Annotated in this window: 17 protein-coding genes and 2 rRNA genes (1 of these 19 running past the window's edge); 6 read left to right on the forward strand and 13 right to left on the reverse strand. The window is 43.0% G+C overall.

Annotated features, from left to right (window positions below; all coding sequences use genetic code 11):
* From NDQ71_RS00815 to NDQ71_RS00840, 6 genes are all read left to right on the forward strand, one after another.
* A 23S ribosomal RNA gene (locus tag NDQ71_RS00815) occupies positions 1-1112 on the forward strand (it extends 1877 nt beyond the left edge of the window).
* A 203-nt stretch (positions 1113-1315) separates the two neighbouring features.
* A 5S ribosomal RNA gene (rrf, locus tag NDQ71_RS00820) occupies positions 1316-1430 on the forward strand.
* A gap of 253 nt (positions 1431-1683) precedes the next feature.
* Complete coding sequence (locus tag NDQ71_RS00825; RefSeq protein WP_301561660.1) at positions 1684-2142, forward strand: winged helix-turn-helix domain-containing protein; 459 nt, start codon at positions 1684-1686, stop codon at positions 2140-2142.
* A gap of 25 nt (positions 2143-2167) precedes the next feature.
* On the forward strand, positions 2168-2701 hold the full coding sequence (locus NDQ71_RS00830) for an IS630 family transposase (RefSeq protein WP_301561659.1): 534 nt from the start codon (positions 2168-2170) through the stop codon (positions 2699-2701).
* A 424-nt stretch (positions 2702-3125) separates the two neighbouring features.
* Positions 3126-3584, forward strand: coding sequence for a winged helix-turn-helix domain-containing protein (locus NDQ71_RS00835; RefSeq protein ID WP_301561660.1), 459 nt, complete (start codon positions 3126-3128; stop codon positions 3582-3584).
* Positions 3585-3609: 25 nt separating this feature from the next.
* Complete coding sequence (locus NDQ71_RS00840) at positions 3610-4158, forward strand: IS630 family transposase (RefSeq protein WP_301562072.1); 549 nt, start codon at positions 3610-3612, stop codon at positions 4156-4158.
* Between the two features lie 16 nt (positions 4159-4174).
* Here NDQ71_RS00840 and NDQ71_RS00845 read toward each other — a convergent pair whose 3' ends face one another.
* The 13 genes from NDQ71_RS00845 to NDQ71_RS00905 all read right to left on the reverse strand — a co-directional run bounded on the left by NDQ71_RS00845 (position 4175) and on the right by NDQ71_RS00905 (position 13257).
* Positions 4175-5383, reverse strand: coding sequence for an IS256 family transposase (locus tag NDQ71_RS00845; RefSeq protein ID WP_192543251.1), 1209 nt, complete (start codon positions 5381-5383; stop codon positions 4175-4177).
* An 83-nt stretch (positions 5384-5466) separates the two neighbouring features.
* Positions 5467-5796 carry a Mor transcription activator family protein gene (locus NDQ71_RS00850; RefSeq protein ID WP_301562073.1) on the reverse strand — a complete coding sequence of 110 codons (330 nt, stop codon included), beginning with the start codon at positions 5794-5796 and terminating at the stop codon, positions 5467-5469.
* Positions 5789-6274 carry a gp16 family protein gene (locus NDQ71_RS00855; RefSeq protein WP_301562074.1) on the reverse strand — a complete coding sequence of 162 codons (486 nt, stop codon included), beginning with the start codon at positions 6272-6274 and terminating at the stop codon, positions 5789-5791. The genes NDQ71_RS00850 and NDQ71_RS00855 overlap by 8 nt, the downstream gene beginning before the upstream one ends.
* An 8-nt stretch (positions 6275-6282) precedes the next feature.
* The gene (locus NDQ71_RS00860; protein ID WP_138555779.1) at positions 6283-6900 is read right to left on the reverse strand and encodes a DUF3164 family protein; all 618 of its coding nucleotides are present in this window, start codon (positions 6898-6900) and stop codon (positions 6283-6285) included.
* A 2-nt stretch (positions 6901-6902) separates the two neighbouring features.
* Positions 6903-7583 carry a DUF2786 domain-containing protein gene (locus NDQ71_RS00865; RefSeq protein WP_301562075.1) on the reverse strand — a complete coding sequence of 227 codons (681 nt, stop codon included), beginning with the start codon at positions 7581-7583 and terminating at the stop codon, positions 6903-6905.
* Entirely contained in the window at positions 7576-7920 is a 345-nt protein-coding gene (locus tag NDQ71_RS00870) for a hypothetical protein (protein ID WP_301562076.1), read from the reverse strand. Before NDQ71_RS00870 ends, NDQ71_RS00865 begins: the two co-directional genes overlap by 8 nt.
* Positions 7921-7922: 2 nt before the next feature.
* A complete protein-coding gene (locus NDQ71_RS00875) occupies positions 7923-9071 on the reverse strand; it encodes an ExeA family protein (RefSeq protein ID WP_301562077.1) in 1149 nt (382 codons plus the stop codon).
* Positions 9072-9074: 3 nt separating this feature from the next.
* Positions 9075-10862, reverse strand: coding sequence for a hypothetical protein (locus NDQ71_RS00880; protein WP_301562078.1), 1788 nt, complete (start codon positions 10860-10862; stop codon positions 9075-9077).
* Positions 10859-11788, reverse strand: coding sequence for a hypothetical protein (locus NDQ71_RS00885; RefSeq protein WP_301562079.1), 930 nt, complete (start codon positions 11786-11788; stop codon positions 10859-10861). The genes NDQ71_RS00880 and NDQ71_RS00885 overlap by 4 nt, the downstream gene beginning before the upstream one ends.
* Positions 11789-11794: 6 nt before the next feature.
* Positions 11795-12103, reverse strand: a complete 309-nt coding sequence (locus NDQ71_RS00890; protein WP_138555785.1) for a hypothetical protein — start codon at positions 12101-12103, stop codon at positions 11795-11797.
* Positions 12100-12342 carry a hypothetical protein gene (locus NDQ71_RS00895; RefSeq protein WP_301562080.1) on the reverse strand — a complete coding sequence of 81 codons (243 nt, stop codon included), beginning with the start codon at positions 12340-12342 and terminating at the stop codon, positions 12100-12102. The genes NDQ71_RS00890 and NDQ71_RS00895 overlap by 4 nt, the downstream gene beginning before the upstream one ends.
* An 11-nt stretch (positions 12343-12353) precedes the next feature.
* Positions 12354-12875, reverse strand: coding sequence for a hypothetical protein (locus NDQ71_RS00900; RefSeq protein WP_301562081.1), 522 nt, complete (start codon positions 12873-12875; stop codon positions 12354-12356).
* The gene (locus NDQ71_RS00905) at positions 12868-13257 is read right to left on the reverse strand and encodes a hypothetical protein (protein ID WP_301562082.1); all 390 of its coding nucleotides are present in this window, start codon (positions 13255-13257) and stop codon (positions 12868-12870) included. The genes NDQ71_RS00900 and NDQ71_RS00905 overlap by 8 nt, the downstream gene beginning before the upstream one ends.
* Between the last annotated feature and the right edge of the window lie 79 nt (positions 13258-13336).

The raw sequence follows: 13336 nt of genomic DNA on the forward strand, positions 1-13336 counted from the left end.
TGTGCAAAATCGCAAGATGACGTATACGGTGTGACACCTGCCCGGTGCCGGAAGGTTAATTGATGGGGTTAGTTTTCGGACGAAGCTCTTGATCGAAGCCCCGGTAAACGGCGGCCGTAACTATAACGGTCCTAAGGTAGCGAAATTCCTTGTCGGGTAAGTTCCGACCTGCACGAATGGTGTAACCATGGCCACGCTGTCTCCACCCGAGACTCAGTGAAATTGAAATCGCAGTGAAGATGCTGTGTACCCGCGGCTAGACGGAAAGACCCCGTGAACCTTTACTACAGCTTGGCACTGAACATTGAACCTACATGTGTAGGATAGGTGGGAGACTAAGAAGCAGAGACGCTAGTTTTTGTGGAGTCGTCCTTGAAATACCACCCTTGTAGTTTTGATGTTCTAACGTTGGCCCCTGAATCGGGGTTACGGACAGTGCCTGGTGGGTAGTTTGACTGGGGCGGTCTCCTCCCAAAGAGTAACGGAGGAGCACGAAGGTTGGCTAAGTACGGTCGGACATCGTACGGTTAGTGTAATGGTAGAAGCCAGCTTAACTGCGAGACAGACACGTCGAGCAGGTACGAAAGTAGGTCATAGTGATCCGGTGGTTCTGAATGGAAGGGCCATCGCTCAACGGATAAAAGGTACTCCGGGGATAACAGGCTGATACCGCCCAAGAGTTCATATCGACGGCGGTGTTTGGCACCTCGATGTCGGCTCATCACATCCTGGGGCTGAAGTCGGTCCCAAGGGTATGGCTGTTCGCCATTTAAAGTGGTACGCGAGCTGGGTTTAGAACGTCGTGAGACAGTTCGGTCCCTATCTGCCGTGGGCGTTTGAGAATTGAGAGGGGTTGCTCCTAGTACGAGAGGACCGGAGTGAACGAACCGCTGGTGTTCGGGTTGTCATGCCAATGGCATTGCCCGGTAGCTACGTTCGGAACTGATAAGCGCTGAAAGCATCTAAGCGCGAAGCAGGCCTCGAGATGAGTTCTCACTAGACTTTTAAAGTCTCTGAAGGGCCGTTGAAGACTACAACGTTGATAGGCAAGATGTGGAAGCATAGTGATATGTTAAGCTAACTTGTACTAATTACCCGTGAGGCTTAACCATACAACGCCAAACGCGTTTTATAATTTACGTCCATGTAAATTACTAAAGCCGCACTACGTGCGTTAAAATCTGTTCCAGACAGATTTTTATGTGACAGTTTAAGCGAAGAAGTTAATATAACTAAAGTAGATTACTGAAGACTTTTTATTATCAGAATTCCAAATTTTAGTAAGCTCGATTGAATCGACCTTACACCAAATTTGCTTGGTGACAATAGCGTTTTGGACCCACCTGACCCCATGCCGAACTCAGTAGTGAAACGAAACAGCGCCGATGATAGTGTAGCATTTGTTATGTGAAAGTAGGACATCGCCAGGCTCCAAATTAAAGAAACCCGTTACAGCTATGTGACGGGTTTTTTTGTATTCTAAGCCGTCAGCCGTCAGCCGTCAGCCGTCAGCCGTCAGCCGTCAGCCGTCAGCCGCACAGCTTTCAGTCGTACAGCGTCAACCTAGGCACCGTAGCGGGGGTTGAGTATCTGATACCAAACATATTTAATTTATGATCTATTTTAATTACCTTCTTTTTATGATCTAATACCCATACATTTGTCATTATCATTGAGTTTAGCTTGTCTACTATTCCTAACTTCCCGTATACCAGAGATGCCCGATTAAAAACGCGTTATGAAGTTATTCGCCTCTTTCTCGAAGTAAAAAATCGTACTGTTGTCGCCAAAACCACACGCGTTAGCCGTAGACTGGTCAATGAGTGGGTTACTGCATACTTATCCGATGGACTTAAAGCGCTTGATATTAAAAAACAATCAGGTCGCCCTTGTGGCTTAACATTAAAACAAAAGTGCCAGCTTAAAGATTATATCTGTGCGCACGCAGTGAAAGAAGAAGGTGGGAGGTTGATAGGTGAAGATATACGCAAATACATTTACGATACATTTGGTGTCCAATACAAACTCAATAATGTCTACCGTTTGATGTGTGAGCTTAATCTTTCATGGATAACGTCTCGTTCTAAACATCCTAAACAGTCAATTGAGGCACAAAAAGACTTTAAAAAATTTCCATTATAATACGATCATCACAATTCCAGGCCACGTGGCGCTTGATAGAGTGGATGTGTGGTTTCAAGATGAAGCGCGATTTGGGCAACAAAATACCACCTCAAAAATTTGGGCTAAAAAAGGCACTAGGCCACGTGTTGTGAAGCAACAGCAATTTCTATCCACTCATATTTTTGGTGCAGTATGCCCCGCAACAGGGCAAACAGAGGCGATTATAGCCCCTTATTTGAGTAAGGATATAATGAAACAACACTTACAACTCATTTCAGATGCTACGCCATGTGGACGGCACGCAGTGGTTATTGTTGATCGCGCAAGCTGGCATATGGGTAATGTTGGTGAAGGGATTAAAAATGTGTCGGTGATACCGTTGCCTCCTTATTCACCAGAACTTAATCCGGTTGAGCAAGTATGGGCATGGATGCGAAACAGAGAGTTATCTAATCGTACTTTTTCAGATTATGACGACATTGTGGAGCAAGTAAGTAGAGCGTGGAATGTGTTTCGTTCAAATATTACTAACGTTAAGCATATGTGCTTTAGAGCATGGACAAATTTGATCACTTAATAAATAGTATTGGTATGACACCCACGGATAAAAGAACGCCACGATTAAGCCAGAGCTTTTTCTTTCACATATTTAAATAAGCTTTAAAATAGTGCAATAAGAACTTTTCGTACTCATCTGATCCAACCTACAATAACTAAACAGTGTTTGCGCGATAAGTGTGGGAATATTTGAAATTATACGGGAATAACTGAGACAGTATATTAAAAGGTGTTTCAAATAGTGAAAGTGATAAAAGCGGCCTAAAAATTTGCGCCGCTTTTTTGTTGAAGAAAATTAGGTTTCGTTTTGATCGTCAAACAAGTCGCCTTGAACTTCAGCGCGTTTGAGTTTTATACCAAACATATTTAATTTATGATCTATTTTAATTACCTTCTTTTTATGATCTAATACCCATACATTTGTCATTATCATTGAGTTTAGCTTGTCTACTATTCCTAACTTCCCGTATACCAGAGATGCCCGATTAAAAACGCGTTATGAAGTTATTCGCCTCTTTCTCGAAGTAAAAAATCGTACTGTTGTCGCCAAAACCACACGCGTTAGCCGTAGACTGGTCAATGAGTGGGTTACTGCATACTTATCCGATGGACTTAAAGCGCTTGATATTAAAAAACAATCAGGTCGCCCTTGTGGCTTAACATTAAAACAAAAGTGCCAGCTTAAAGATTATATCTGTGCGCACGCAGTGAAAGAAGAAGGTGGGAGGTTGATAGGTGAAGATATACGCAAATACATTTACGATACATTTGGTGTCCAATACAAACTCAATAATGTCTACCGTTTGATGTGTGAGCTTAATCTTTCATGGATAACGTCTCGTTCTAAACATCCTAAACAGTCAATTGAGGCACAAAAAGACTTTAAAAAATTTCCATTATAATACGATCATCACAATTCCAGGCCACGTGGCGCTTGATAGAGTGGATGTGTGGTTTCAAGATGAAGCGCGATTTGGGCAACAAAATACCACCTCAAAAATTTGGGCTAAAAAAGGCACTAGGCCACGTGTTGTGAAGCAACAGCAATTTCTATCCACTCATATTTTTGGTGCAGTATGCCCCGCAACAGGGCAAACAGAGGCGATTATAGCCCCTTATTTGAGTAAGGATATAATGAAACAACACTTACAACTCATTTCAGATGCTACGCCATGTGGACGGCACGCAGTGGTTATTGTTGATCGCGCAAGCTGGCATATGGGTAATGTTGGTGAAGGGATTAAAAATGTGTCGGTGATACCGTTGCCTCCTTATTCACCAGAACTTAATCCGGTTGAGCAAGTATGGGCATGGATGCGAAACAGAGAGTTATCTAATCGTACTTTTTCAGATTATGACGACATTGTGGAGCAAGTAAGTAGAGCGTGGAATGTGTTTCGTTCAAATATTACTAACGTTAAGCATATGTGCTTTAGAGCATGGACAAATTTGGAGCCTGTAACGGATTCTGTGTAACTGCCCGTTTTACATTTTAAATATGCTTGCTGAGTCGTTCCTCAAATTCAATGATAAAACGACTCATTGCATTTCGCCAGTCACGAATTGGCATCGTCCATTTTTTCGATGCCTCTTTTATTGCCAAATAAATCATTTTTCTCGCAGAGTCGTCATTTGGAAATATCTTACGCTTTTTAATCGCTCGGCGAATAACGCTGTTGAGTGACTCAATGGCATTCGTTGTATAAATGGCTTTTCGTATTGCATCCGGATAATTAAATAACGTGTTTAAATTGTCCCAATTCGCACGCCATGACTTTGCTATTTGAGGATATTGATTGTCCCATTTCTCTGCAAATCGCTCCAACTCCAGCAACGCCTCCTCTTCTGTCGACGAGCGGTAAATCAGCTTCAAATCAGCCGTCACGGCTTTATAATCTTTCCATGAGACATATTTCAATGAGTTGCGAACCATATGCACTATACACAATTGAACATGAGTTTGCGGGTAAGCAGTATTAATTGCATCAGGAAATCCCTTCAGGCCATCTACGCACGCGATTAAGATATCTTCAACGCCCCGTTGGCTTAATTCGGTGAGCACGCTCAACCAAAACTTAGCCCCTTCATTTTCTGAAATCCACATGCCAAGCAATTCTTTATGGCCGTCAATATTAATACCTAAAGCAAGGTAAATAGACTTTTTGATAACGCGCTTATCTTGGCGTATTTTTACAACCAGGCAATCCAAATAAACAATAGGATAAATCGCATCCAGGGGGCGAGATTGCCATTCAGTGACCTGCTCCATAACAGCACTGGTAACACGTGACACCAATGTGGGAGAGATATCAGCGCCATACCACTCATGAAAAGCATTCACGATATCGCGTGTGCTCATTCCTTGGGCATACAGCCATAAAATTTTATTATCCATTGAGGTGAATCGAGATTGATGCTTTTTAACAAGCTGCGGCTCAAAAGAGCCTTCACGGTCGCGGGGCGTATCAAGCTCAAACTCACCGTCTTCTGTCTTGATACGCTTACTTGTTTTACCGTTTCGGCTATTACTGCTCGTGGATTTACTGTGTTTTTGATAGCCTAAATGTTCATCCATTTCTGCATTAAGTGCGGCTTCAACGGTTATCTTTTTTAACATCTGACTAAATTGATTTAAATCGTCAGGTGTTTTAATGCTTTTAGCTGCTTCTTTTGCAAACGCTTCAAGTTCTTCTTTATTCATGTTCATCGCCTAATCCTTAAACTCTTGATAGAGTAAATTATGATAGGCATTTACACAAAATTAGTTACATCCTCCAAATTTGATCACTTAATAAATAGTATTGGTATTACCATTGTTCGCACAACTTCATATATCCATTGAATTGAGCAATCATACTTTTTAGATAACTCATGATGATTGTTACCTCTAAAGTCATTCCAAATTTGGTTGCTTAAAATAATAGAATCAAGCGTCCGGCCTTTACATACATATACCAGCTCACCACCAAAAGTGTGTCTAATCGTATCCACTACATTAACAGCTAAATCAAAAGCAGCTTGCTCCCCAATTGAGGGTTTAGTGCCTTCAGATACTAACTCTAATATAGTTAAAAGCATGCCGTCTGCTCGTTGAGTTGCGCTGTTCTCAGCCATTAGCTAACTCCTCTTGTTTAACCAAGCGCTGATACCATTTTTTAAGCTGCTCTATTAATAGTATAAGAACACTATCATCAAGCCACTCTAAACGTTCAACAGCTACGCCACGGTTAAAGCGCTTAGCTTGGTTTTTGCTCCAGGTTAAAAGTGCCTGCTCTGAGCCATCACGTAAATAACCACCATGCGCCATTTCAATCCAGGTCTGACGCAGTTTATCTAAAGGTGTTTTTTCACCTGGCGCTCTATCGCGCGAGATAGGGCTATTACGGCCCTTACCTCGCTTTTTAGATACAGGCTTAAAACCTTTAGATTTCATGTGTTCAAGTACGCGATCTAATTCTGGAACAGTCATTTCTTTACAGCTGCTTTTACTCGTCAGCGTCACTAAGATTGAACGATATAACTCGTCATCCCACGCTAGCTGAGTTTTAGCAATATGTATCAATTGAATGTAACGAGATTTAGATAATCGCATTGCGCCCCCTAAAGTGACTTACTAACTAAAGGAATTTGCACCCATGCACCCAAATCATTACGCTCATAAAAACGTACATAGGTTTTTGTTGAGCTAAAAATAATGGCATCATCCAATGCTTTCATTGCATCAGCCCATTCATCTGAATCATGGCTAAAACGGTGCTTACTGCGCAGGTTCATGATCTTAGCTTTGCTATATTTACCATCGCTATCAGTCGCAAAGGTATCTTGCACTATCGCCTTTAAAAGCTTTGCTTCATCGCCCAGTAAATCAAGCTGCTCATTCACAACACCATCAATCAACTCTTTAGCCACAATGATCTCAGGGCCAAAGCTCATATCATCCGCAACGCCAAGCTTTACACACTTACGATTATCATAAGACGATAAAGTCACGTTGCCTTTCTTACCGCCAATTTCAACGTTATAACTCTTAGCCATTTCGGCAACAAAGTCATTAACGCGTGTAAAACAACGGCGCTTAAAATCATCATGCGCCGCGCTTAACTGCTTAGCCTCCTGCAACAAGTCACCCACAAGCGTATGCTGAGCTTTATCGTTATCTGAAACCTTATCCATTGGCACTTTAAAGCCACGCGCATTTACTAAAAACTCTTGTTCCATGTTCAACCTCTACTTAAACGTTTTTGTTGTGATTGCCCGTTTACAGGGCGATGAATTGATTGGCTCGTACCGCGTGCATAACCCTCACTTTTAGCATCTTTGGTATTTGCCTTTTTCCCGCGCGTCATTGGCTTAGCACTGGTTAAACTGGGGTAATGTTTAGCAACATAGGCATCAACAAATCCGCTTTGTTTTTCAGTCAAAGCAAATTCTTCAACAACGTGATAAACCCCATTAACCCAACCTTCTGCATATCTATCGCCTCGCGCCACTTTCGTTGCACGCTTACATTGCTTTGGCTGCGATTTAACATAAGTACTTCTATCAAGCTTTAACTTCACCCAAAGCACCTCATAGCAATAGGCCGCTAACTCAGGTTGTGGCGTTATTCCTATAAATGTGGCACTAGTTGGCGTGAACAAACCGCGCTTCATAACGGCCTTAACACCAAACGCATGTTCAATCAGCACAAGTAACAAAGCGTGATAACTAACGATGCGCGTTCCCTCTATTGGGTGATCATGCTCACTCACACAGCTCAACCCAATATCAGCATCAGTCACCTGATATTTACGCATTAACCCCTGAGCCGCCCGCATTGCTGCGGCCGCCTCATGTTCATTGGTTGCACTTTTAGCCAAGGCTAAACACTGCTTAATTTTATTTAAAATGCGCTTATCCATGGCGTTCAACCACCGCTTGCACTTGATGAAAACTATTGCCCTTGCACTTAGGGCATAGCCTTTCGCCAACACCTAAAGCCATATTGAACGTTTCACCAACCCAGCCACAGCCAACCGTTAAGCACTGCATGCCGCCAGCTTGATTAATTGCCACCACTTCACGTTGACCAAATATGTGATCCCAGTTTTTAACTGGCGCATTAACTGCCTTAGCTAATAAAGTTTGCATAGCGCCATCATCAGCTAATATCACTTGGGCTTGTGCCTTAGAAACCGTTAAGGTCTTACTCACTTTTACCTGAGCCATGCCCGTTAATTGAATTTGTACTTGTTCCATGCTCACACCTTATGAACCATTTTTTCTGTGATTTTTTGCTCACCAATATTGGCTGCCACATTCATCACTTTATTAACCCATGTATTAATATGAAGCGGAAAAGACCGATCCATATCTTCATCATCAAACGCCATCCCGTGCTTAATTTTTCCGTAGCACTTACCGCGAATAGCGCCCATTGCATCCTCTGTAAAAATGTCATCCGCGTTCACACCAATACGTTTAAATTTATGGCGAATATAAGCAGGAACATGCAAACCAAGCGGCTGCATTTTTATTTGATTACAACGCCAGGTAAACTCACGCACATTTTGCCCGCCTAGCTTTTTGCTAAGCTCCGTTTGGCCAATTAATACAATCCCCATCACACGCCTAAAGCCATGGGTTAGCTCCCAAATACGCTTTAGTAGTTTGATCACATCAGCGCTTAAATCATGTGCTTCATCAATAATCATCAGGTGCAAATGGCCGTTATTAGCACTTTCAATAAGTGCCTCTTCAACAGCTGCATCACGTTCCTCAGCACTTGGGCGGTGCTTGATCTGTAATGCTCTACAAATTGCACTACTAATAGACTCCGCTGTGATCTTGCGACGATCTAAACGTGCAGGTTGTATTAAAATAACCTCGGGGTTTTCTTGTTGAACGCGATGCGTAAAAGCACGGCGAATAATTGTTTTACCACTGCCACATTCACCAATAAGCGCAGTCATACTTCCTGCACTCGCAGCGCTTAGCATTTCTTCTAAAATCAAACGATGGTTATCAACTAAAAACACATCGTCTTCACAGGTGATCTCATTTTCAAATGGGTCATGGCGTAATTTAAAAAAGCGTTTTGCGTGCATACTTAACATTTCAGGCTCCGGATCTTCATAGTCAGGTTTATCAATAATGGGCGCTTGCTGCTCACACCAACCCCACAACTTATTTAGCTGCTCTGAGCTTGCGCCCTGGTCGTGTAAATACGCCTCTATGTGTGTTTGAATAGCCGCCTTATCACAGGTTTTAGGCCATTCGCCTTGCCGCTTAACACGGCTTAAACTTGCTGTACTAAAGGTTATGCCTTTATGTCTCAGCGCTTTTACTACTTGTGCTTGCTTAACTCCGAGCTGCTCAAACACCTGGCTAAGCTTTGTTATTTTCGCCACTTATTACCTCGCAATTTTTAGCACTGGCGCATGGCTTACACCCCGGTGCAGTTCCTCCACAATGTCATTCACTTGAGTGTCAACAACATCACCTAAACCAGCTATGTAATCTAACTCCATAGGGCGTAAGTTCCGGCCCAGGCGATTAGCCAGCAAAATACGTAAATCCAAACTTTCTAAAACATTCCCCTTACGTTTAGTGGCCTCAGTTACTTGCGCCGTGATCGCAGAATCAGGCGTGATCACTTCTCCTTGAGGTGCTAGGTGGGTTTCATGTTTAATATCTTTTAAATGACTGTGTGCGTTTAAAGCACCATTAAAAGGAGCGGCTTTAGTTTTTTTAGCGCGCTTAATTTCACTCTCGGTGGCATCTTCACCAAACGCCAATTTGTCTGCGGCTTTACCACTGGCTTGAGCTGCGGTATCACTATGGCGTGCTATCTTTTCGCCAATCACAGGGGCATCAAGCCTAAAGCCACTTTCATCAGTGATCACAGGTTCTACTTGATGATAAATAGCCTCGTTAAATTCATTACTCACACCCACTAAAATGGCATGGCTATCATTCACAATCACAGGGCCAACCGTTACTTTCATGCCGTTGCGAACATTGGCTAAATCACTTAAATCATATTCAATGCTTTTCTTCGCTACAGGGTGGCGATAACTAATCGTTAAATCCCCCGCAACCTTACGGGTTTCATCTTGTTTAGTGAGTAATAAACGGCATATTTGTAAATCAGGTAATGCCCGTAAAAAATGGCGATTCTCTGCTTTATAAATATGTTTCCATACATCAAGACGCGGCTGTTTATGGCGGTGATGGCGGCAATTCATGCCTGGTACAACATTGGCGTTAAATGCCTCTTGCCATGCCCATGCAGCGGCATTTAATTCAGCCACACTATCGACAGGCTCAAACAAAATACGGCTTTCAAACTGGGTTTCTACAATGTCATTGGCTTTTTCAACAGCACCTTTTGCACGCGGGTTGCCAGCTTCATGAGGGATATTTTCAACGTTCAGCGCCTTTAAAACATTCTTAATTGCTTTGGCACCATTCGCGCTGCCTTTATCCCACATCAACACTTGTGGCACACCATGGATCGGGCTGCCGTCGTGCTGTTGCCAACACCACATTAAAAACTCAAACATATTCGCTTGGGTTTCGCCCGCCGCTTCAAAGTAAAATAAGCGTATAGCGCCGCTATAGTGATCAACCAACACATAACGCCATACCCTAAAGTTTTTAACCTTCTCAAGGTTGTCAGGTTTATTAGCGTAAAAGTCCGCATCATTCATAAAAGTTTGACGTTTACCTGGCTTACCCGGCGGGTAATACAACAAGCAATAACTAGGGTCAGTTTGATGAACATGATTAGGGCCAAGGCTACGTAATTGCACATGCGGGGTGGCGCGGTCTAAATCATTTACTGACGCATTACGCTGGGCAAGTACACGGCATATCTGGCTGTGGCTTAAACATTCATAACCATTGGCAATTAGCATGCTACGTGCAGTGGTGACGTTCATAACGCGCTTACCATTTTCACGTACACCTTGATTTAAAATAGCCACCAACATGTTCACAGTGTCGTCTGTAAGTGCCGTTGTTCCCGCATCACTACGGCGCTGCTTACCAGAACTAAACCCCGCTTTTTTAAGGGCTCGGTAAAACGCATCTTTACTTAAACCTAATGCATTACACGCTTGCTCACGTATTTGGCTTTTTTTACCGTGGCCTGCGCTTTGTAATTGCTCGCCCCAGTATTCAATAGTTAAACTGCTCATAGATCCCCCGCGTTATCAAAACCCAGTTCAGCTAGAAACTCGCCCGATGGTTTAGCGCTCGCCTGAAAGTGTCCCCAATGGTTTTCTATGGTGTTCCAGCTCAAAGCCACCTGTTCAACAAGCAATTTGTTGTCAGCGTAAAACGCAGCAATGCACGCATCTTTTGCACGGTCATCCATATCAACAAATTGCAATTGCTCGTGCAGGCACATAACTTGATTTAACGATTCATGCATTTGGTTATGCACTTTGTGGAGGCTGGTAAAAAAGTCGCGAACATCGTTTTGCCATTTATTAGGGCTAAACTTTTTCTGGTGTAGCTGCTCTTTAATGTTTTGCATTTCTACCGCGTTTTTACTCGACAACTCGCGGTTTGCTCTTAGCATTGCATCACTAGCGTGTAGCTCTTCTTTAAGTGTGGCAGTCTCTTTTTTATGCTTGGCTTTTAACTCTTCTATTAAATCTTTAACCGCTTCTTTGTCGCCAACTTCAACCGCTTCAGACTCAATAACAAGCGCCTGTTCATCGTCAGGAAGTTGGCGCAAAGCACGCAAGTCACGGTAGCCCAGTTTCATTTGCTGGGCCTGTTCAAAAAACTCTTCTCCAAATCGGTGAAGGTTATTCAATTTTTCATCTACATGCTGTTGGCTGCTACCTAAAATAGATTTGCAGCACTCACCCCAATTACTGACCGTCAGTAACTTTCCATCAGGGTCGGTGTACGTTAAACCCTTGTACGCCTTAAATTCCTTTATTTCATTAAGGATCTTTAATTCACTGACCGTCAGTAATTTTGCAGCAAAGTTAAATGCCTGTGCTTGACCAAGCTTTAGCAGCACATCTTGCTTAGATGCTAAAATGTCTTTGCCTTGCACAATCGCTTTTTCTTGTGCAGGGGTAATATCAACTAGTTCATTTTTTGCCATGGTGTTCTACCTCAACACGTTATAGTTATTGGCTTCAGTTTGCAGCTGACGCAGCGCCGTTCTAAAGTTGTTCTCAACGGTATTGCTGATCTGCACTAAGCTCTTATGCAAGCGCCAACGTTTAGCATTACTGGGTAAGCGCTCAGCAAATCCGCCATGTTCTAAATTAGTTAGAATGCGGGTAATGTCTGCGCCGCTAGTATTTAATGCTTGGGCTAACTTGCCAGGCTCTACACCATCTATTTCATGGCCAGCCATCAGCTCAATTGTTTTTAAAACGCGCTGCACCTGAGCGCTTAAATACTTTTCGCTCATGCTGTTTGCGCCTCGGCAACAGCGTCCATTTCATCAACACAGTGCGGGCAAACTGGCGAGAGCGTTGTGCCACCAGTAATCACCTTGCGCCAACCAACAAAATTAGCCGCATATAGCCACTCACTAGGGGCAATAGGCTTAGATGATTGCTCACTTTTACGGCAGCACGCACACGCGATTTTGGGTAACTTTTCATCGTTTTGTTGAAAATCAGATAGATCTAGGTCTTTGAGTTGCATGATTGTCATCCTTAATGTTGGCTTAGTTCGTCGTCGGGGGCTAAATCAAAGCTGGTTTGAGGTTCGTCGAGCTTTTCAACCTCTAACTTTTGGTAGGCTAAATCCTGCATCAGCAGCACGATTTGATCGGCCACATATTCGCAATTGCCATTACCTTCTTCTAACTGCATGATCAAACCAATAACTTGATTAGCAAATTGGTTAAGATGGGTAAGAGAAGCATGGCTTGGCTTTTTGCCTTTAGGCATATCAATAATTAACTTATCTAGGCTATGGGCCATATACATCAATGGGTATACGCGGCCAGTGGCAGCCATAAATGGAATAAGTAAACTGGCTGGCATATCGCCGCTACCTAAACGCTTATAAAGCATATCGGTACTCATACCACAGCGATCAGCAATACGCGGCACTGACATTTGTTTAGCTTGTTGTGCATGCTCTTTACAAAGCTGTAAAGATTCATTCAAGCTGCGTGGCACTATCCGTGACCAAGCACGGCGACGAGGCTTTACCGCAGTACGTTTATTCATAGCGGCCCCCTAATGCAGTTTGCGCGTTCCAAAAATAAACACTTTTTGGAACTTCCAATACACAGGTTAATTTCACTAAGCTTTTAGCAATCAAATCACTAAGGCTTAAATTATGAATACGCAAATTAATACCGTGATTAACCAACATCACTTTAACCAAAGCCAATTTAGCAACCTGCTTTGCTGGCTTGGTATTAACAACTTGCCCATCGTTAAGCCCAGAGCGCGTGTAACCGCCTATCAATTGCGTAAGCTGCTGCTTAGCTTGTGTAACCAAACTCACACTAAGCGCATTGCCACGGTGCAAACCTTGGCTGCCTGTAAGTGCCCAGTACTGGCTTTGATTGTGTGGCGTTGTCATGAAAATAAACAGCGTGTTCATTGTCATACTCCCGTTTTATCCGTTACTGAATTAGTTATGCGCTGGCTATTAAGCCCAGCAATAATTACCACTCAAGAGG

Source organism: Pseudoalteromonas sp. KG3, from assembly GCF_030436385.1.
Lineage (GTDB): Bacteria > Pseudomonadota > Gammaproteobacteria > Enterobacterales > Alteromonadaceae > Pseudoalteromonas > Pseudoalteromonas prydzensis.

Coding starts and splice junctions, on each gene's coding strand:
- NDQ71_RS00845 (WP_192543251.1), bottom strand. CDS start 5,383: ATGAATAAAGAAGAACTTGAAGCGTTTGCAAAAGAAGCAGCTAAAAGC.
- NDQ71_RS00850 (WP_301562073.1), bottom strand. CDS start 5,796: ATGGCTGAGAACAGCGCAACTCAACGAGCAGACGGCATGCTTTTAACT.
- NDQ71_RS00855 (WP_301562074.1), bottom strand. CDS start 6,274: ATGCGATTATCTAAATCTCGTTACATTCAATTGATACATATTGCTAAA.
- NDQ71_RS00860 (WP_138555779.1), bottom strand. CDS start 6,900: ATGGAACAAGAGTTTTTAGTAAATGCGCGTGGCTTTAAAGTGCCAATG.
- NDQ71_RS00865 (WP_301562075.1), bottom strand. CDS start 7,583: ATGGATAAGCGCATTTTAAATAAAATTAAGCAGTGTTTAGCCTTGGCT.
- NDQ71_RS00870 (WP_301562076.1), bottom strand. CDS start 7,920: ATGGAACAAGTACAAATTCAATTAACGGGCATGGCTCAGGTAAAAGTG.
- NDQ71_RS00880 (WP_301562078.1), bottom strand. CDS start 10,862: ATGAGCAGTTTAACTATTGAATACTGGGGCGAGCAATTACAAAGCGCA.
- NDQ71_RS00885 (WP_301562079.1), bottom strand. CDS start 11,788: ATGGCAAAAAATGAACTAGTTGATATTACCCCTGCACAAGAAAAAGCG.
- NDQ71_RS00890 (WP_138555785.1), bottom strand. CDS start 12,103: ATGAGCGAAAAGTATTTAAGCGCTCAGGTGCAGCGCGTTTTAAAAACA.
- NDQ71_RS00895 (WP_301562080.1), bottom strand. CDS start 12,342: ATGCAACTCAAAGACCTAGATCTATCTGATTTTCAACAAAACGATGAA.
- NDQ71_RS00900 (WP_301562081.1), bottom strand. CDS start 12,875: ATGAATAAACGTACTGCGGTAAAGCCTCGTCGCCGTGCTTGGTCACGG.
- NDQ71_RS00905 (WP_301562082.1), bottom strand. CDS start 13,257: ATGAACACGCTGTTTATTTTCATGACAACGCCACACAATCAAAGCCAG.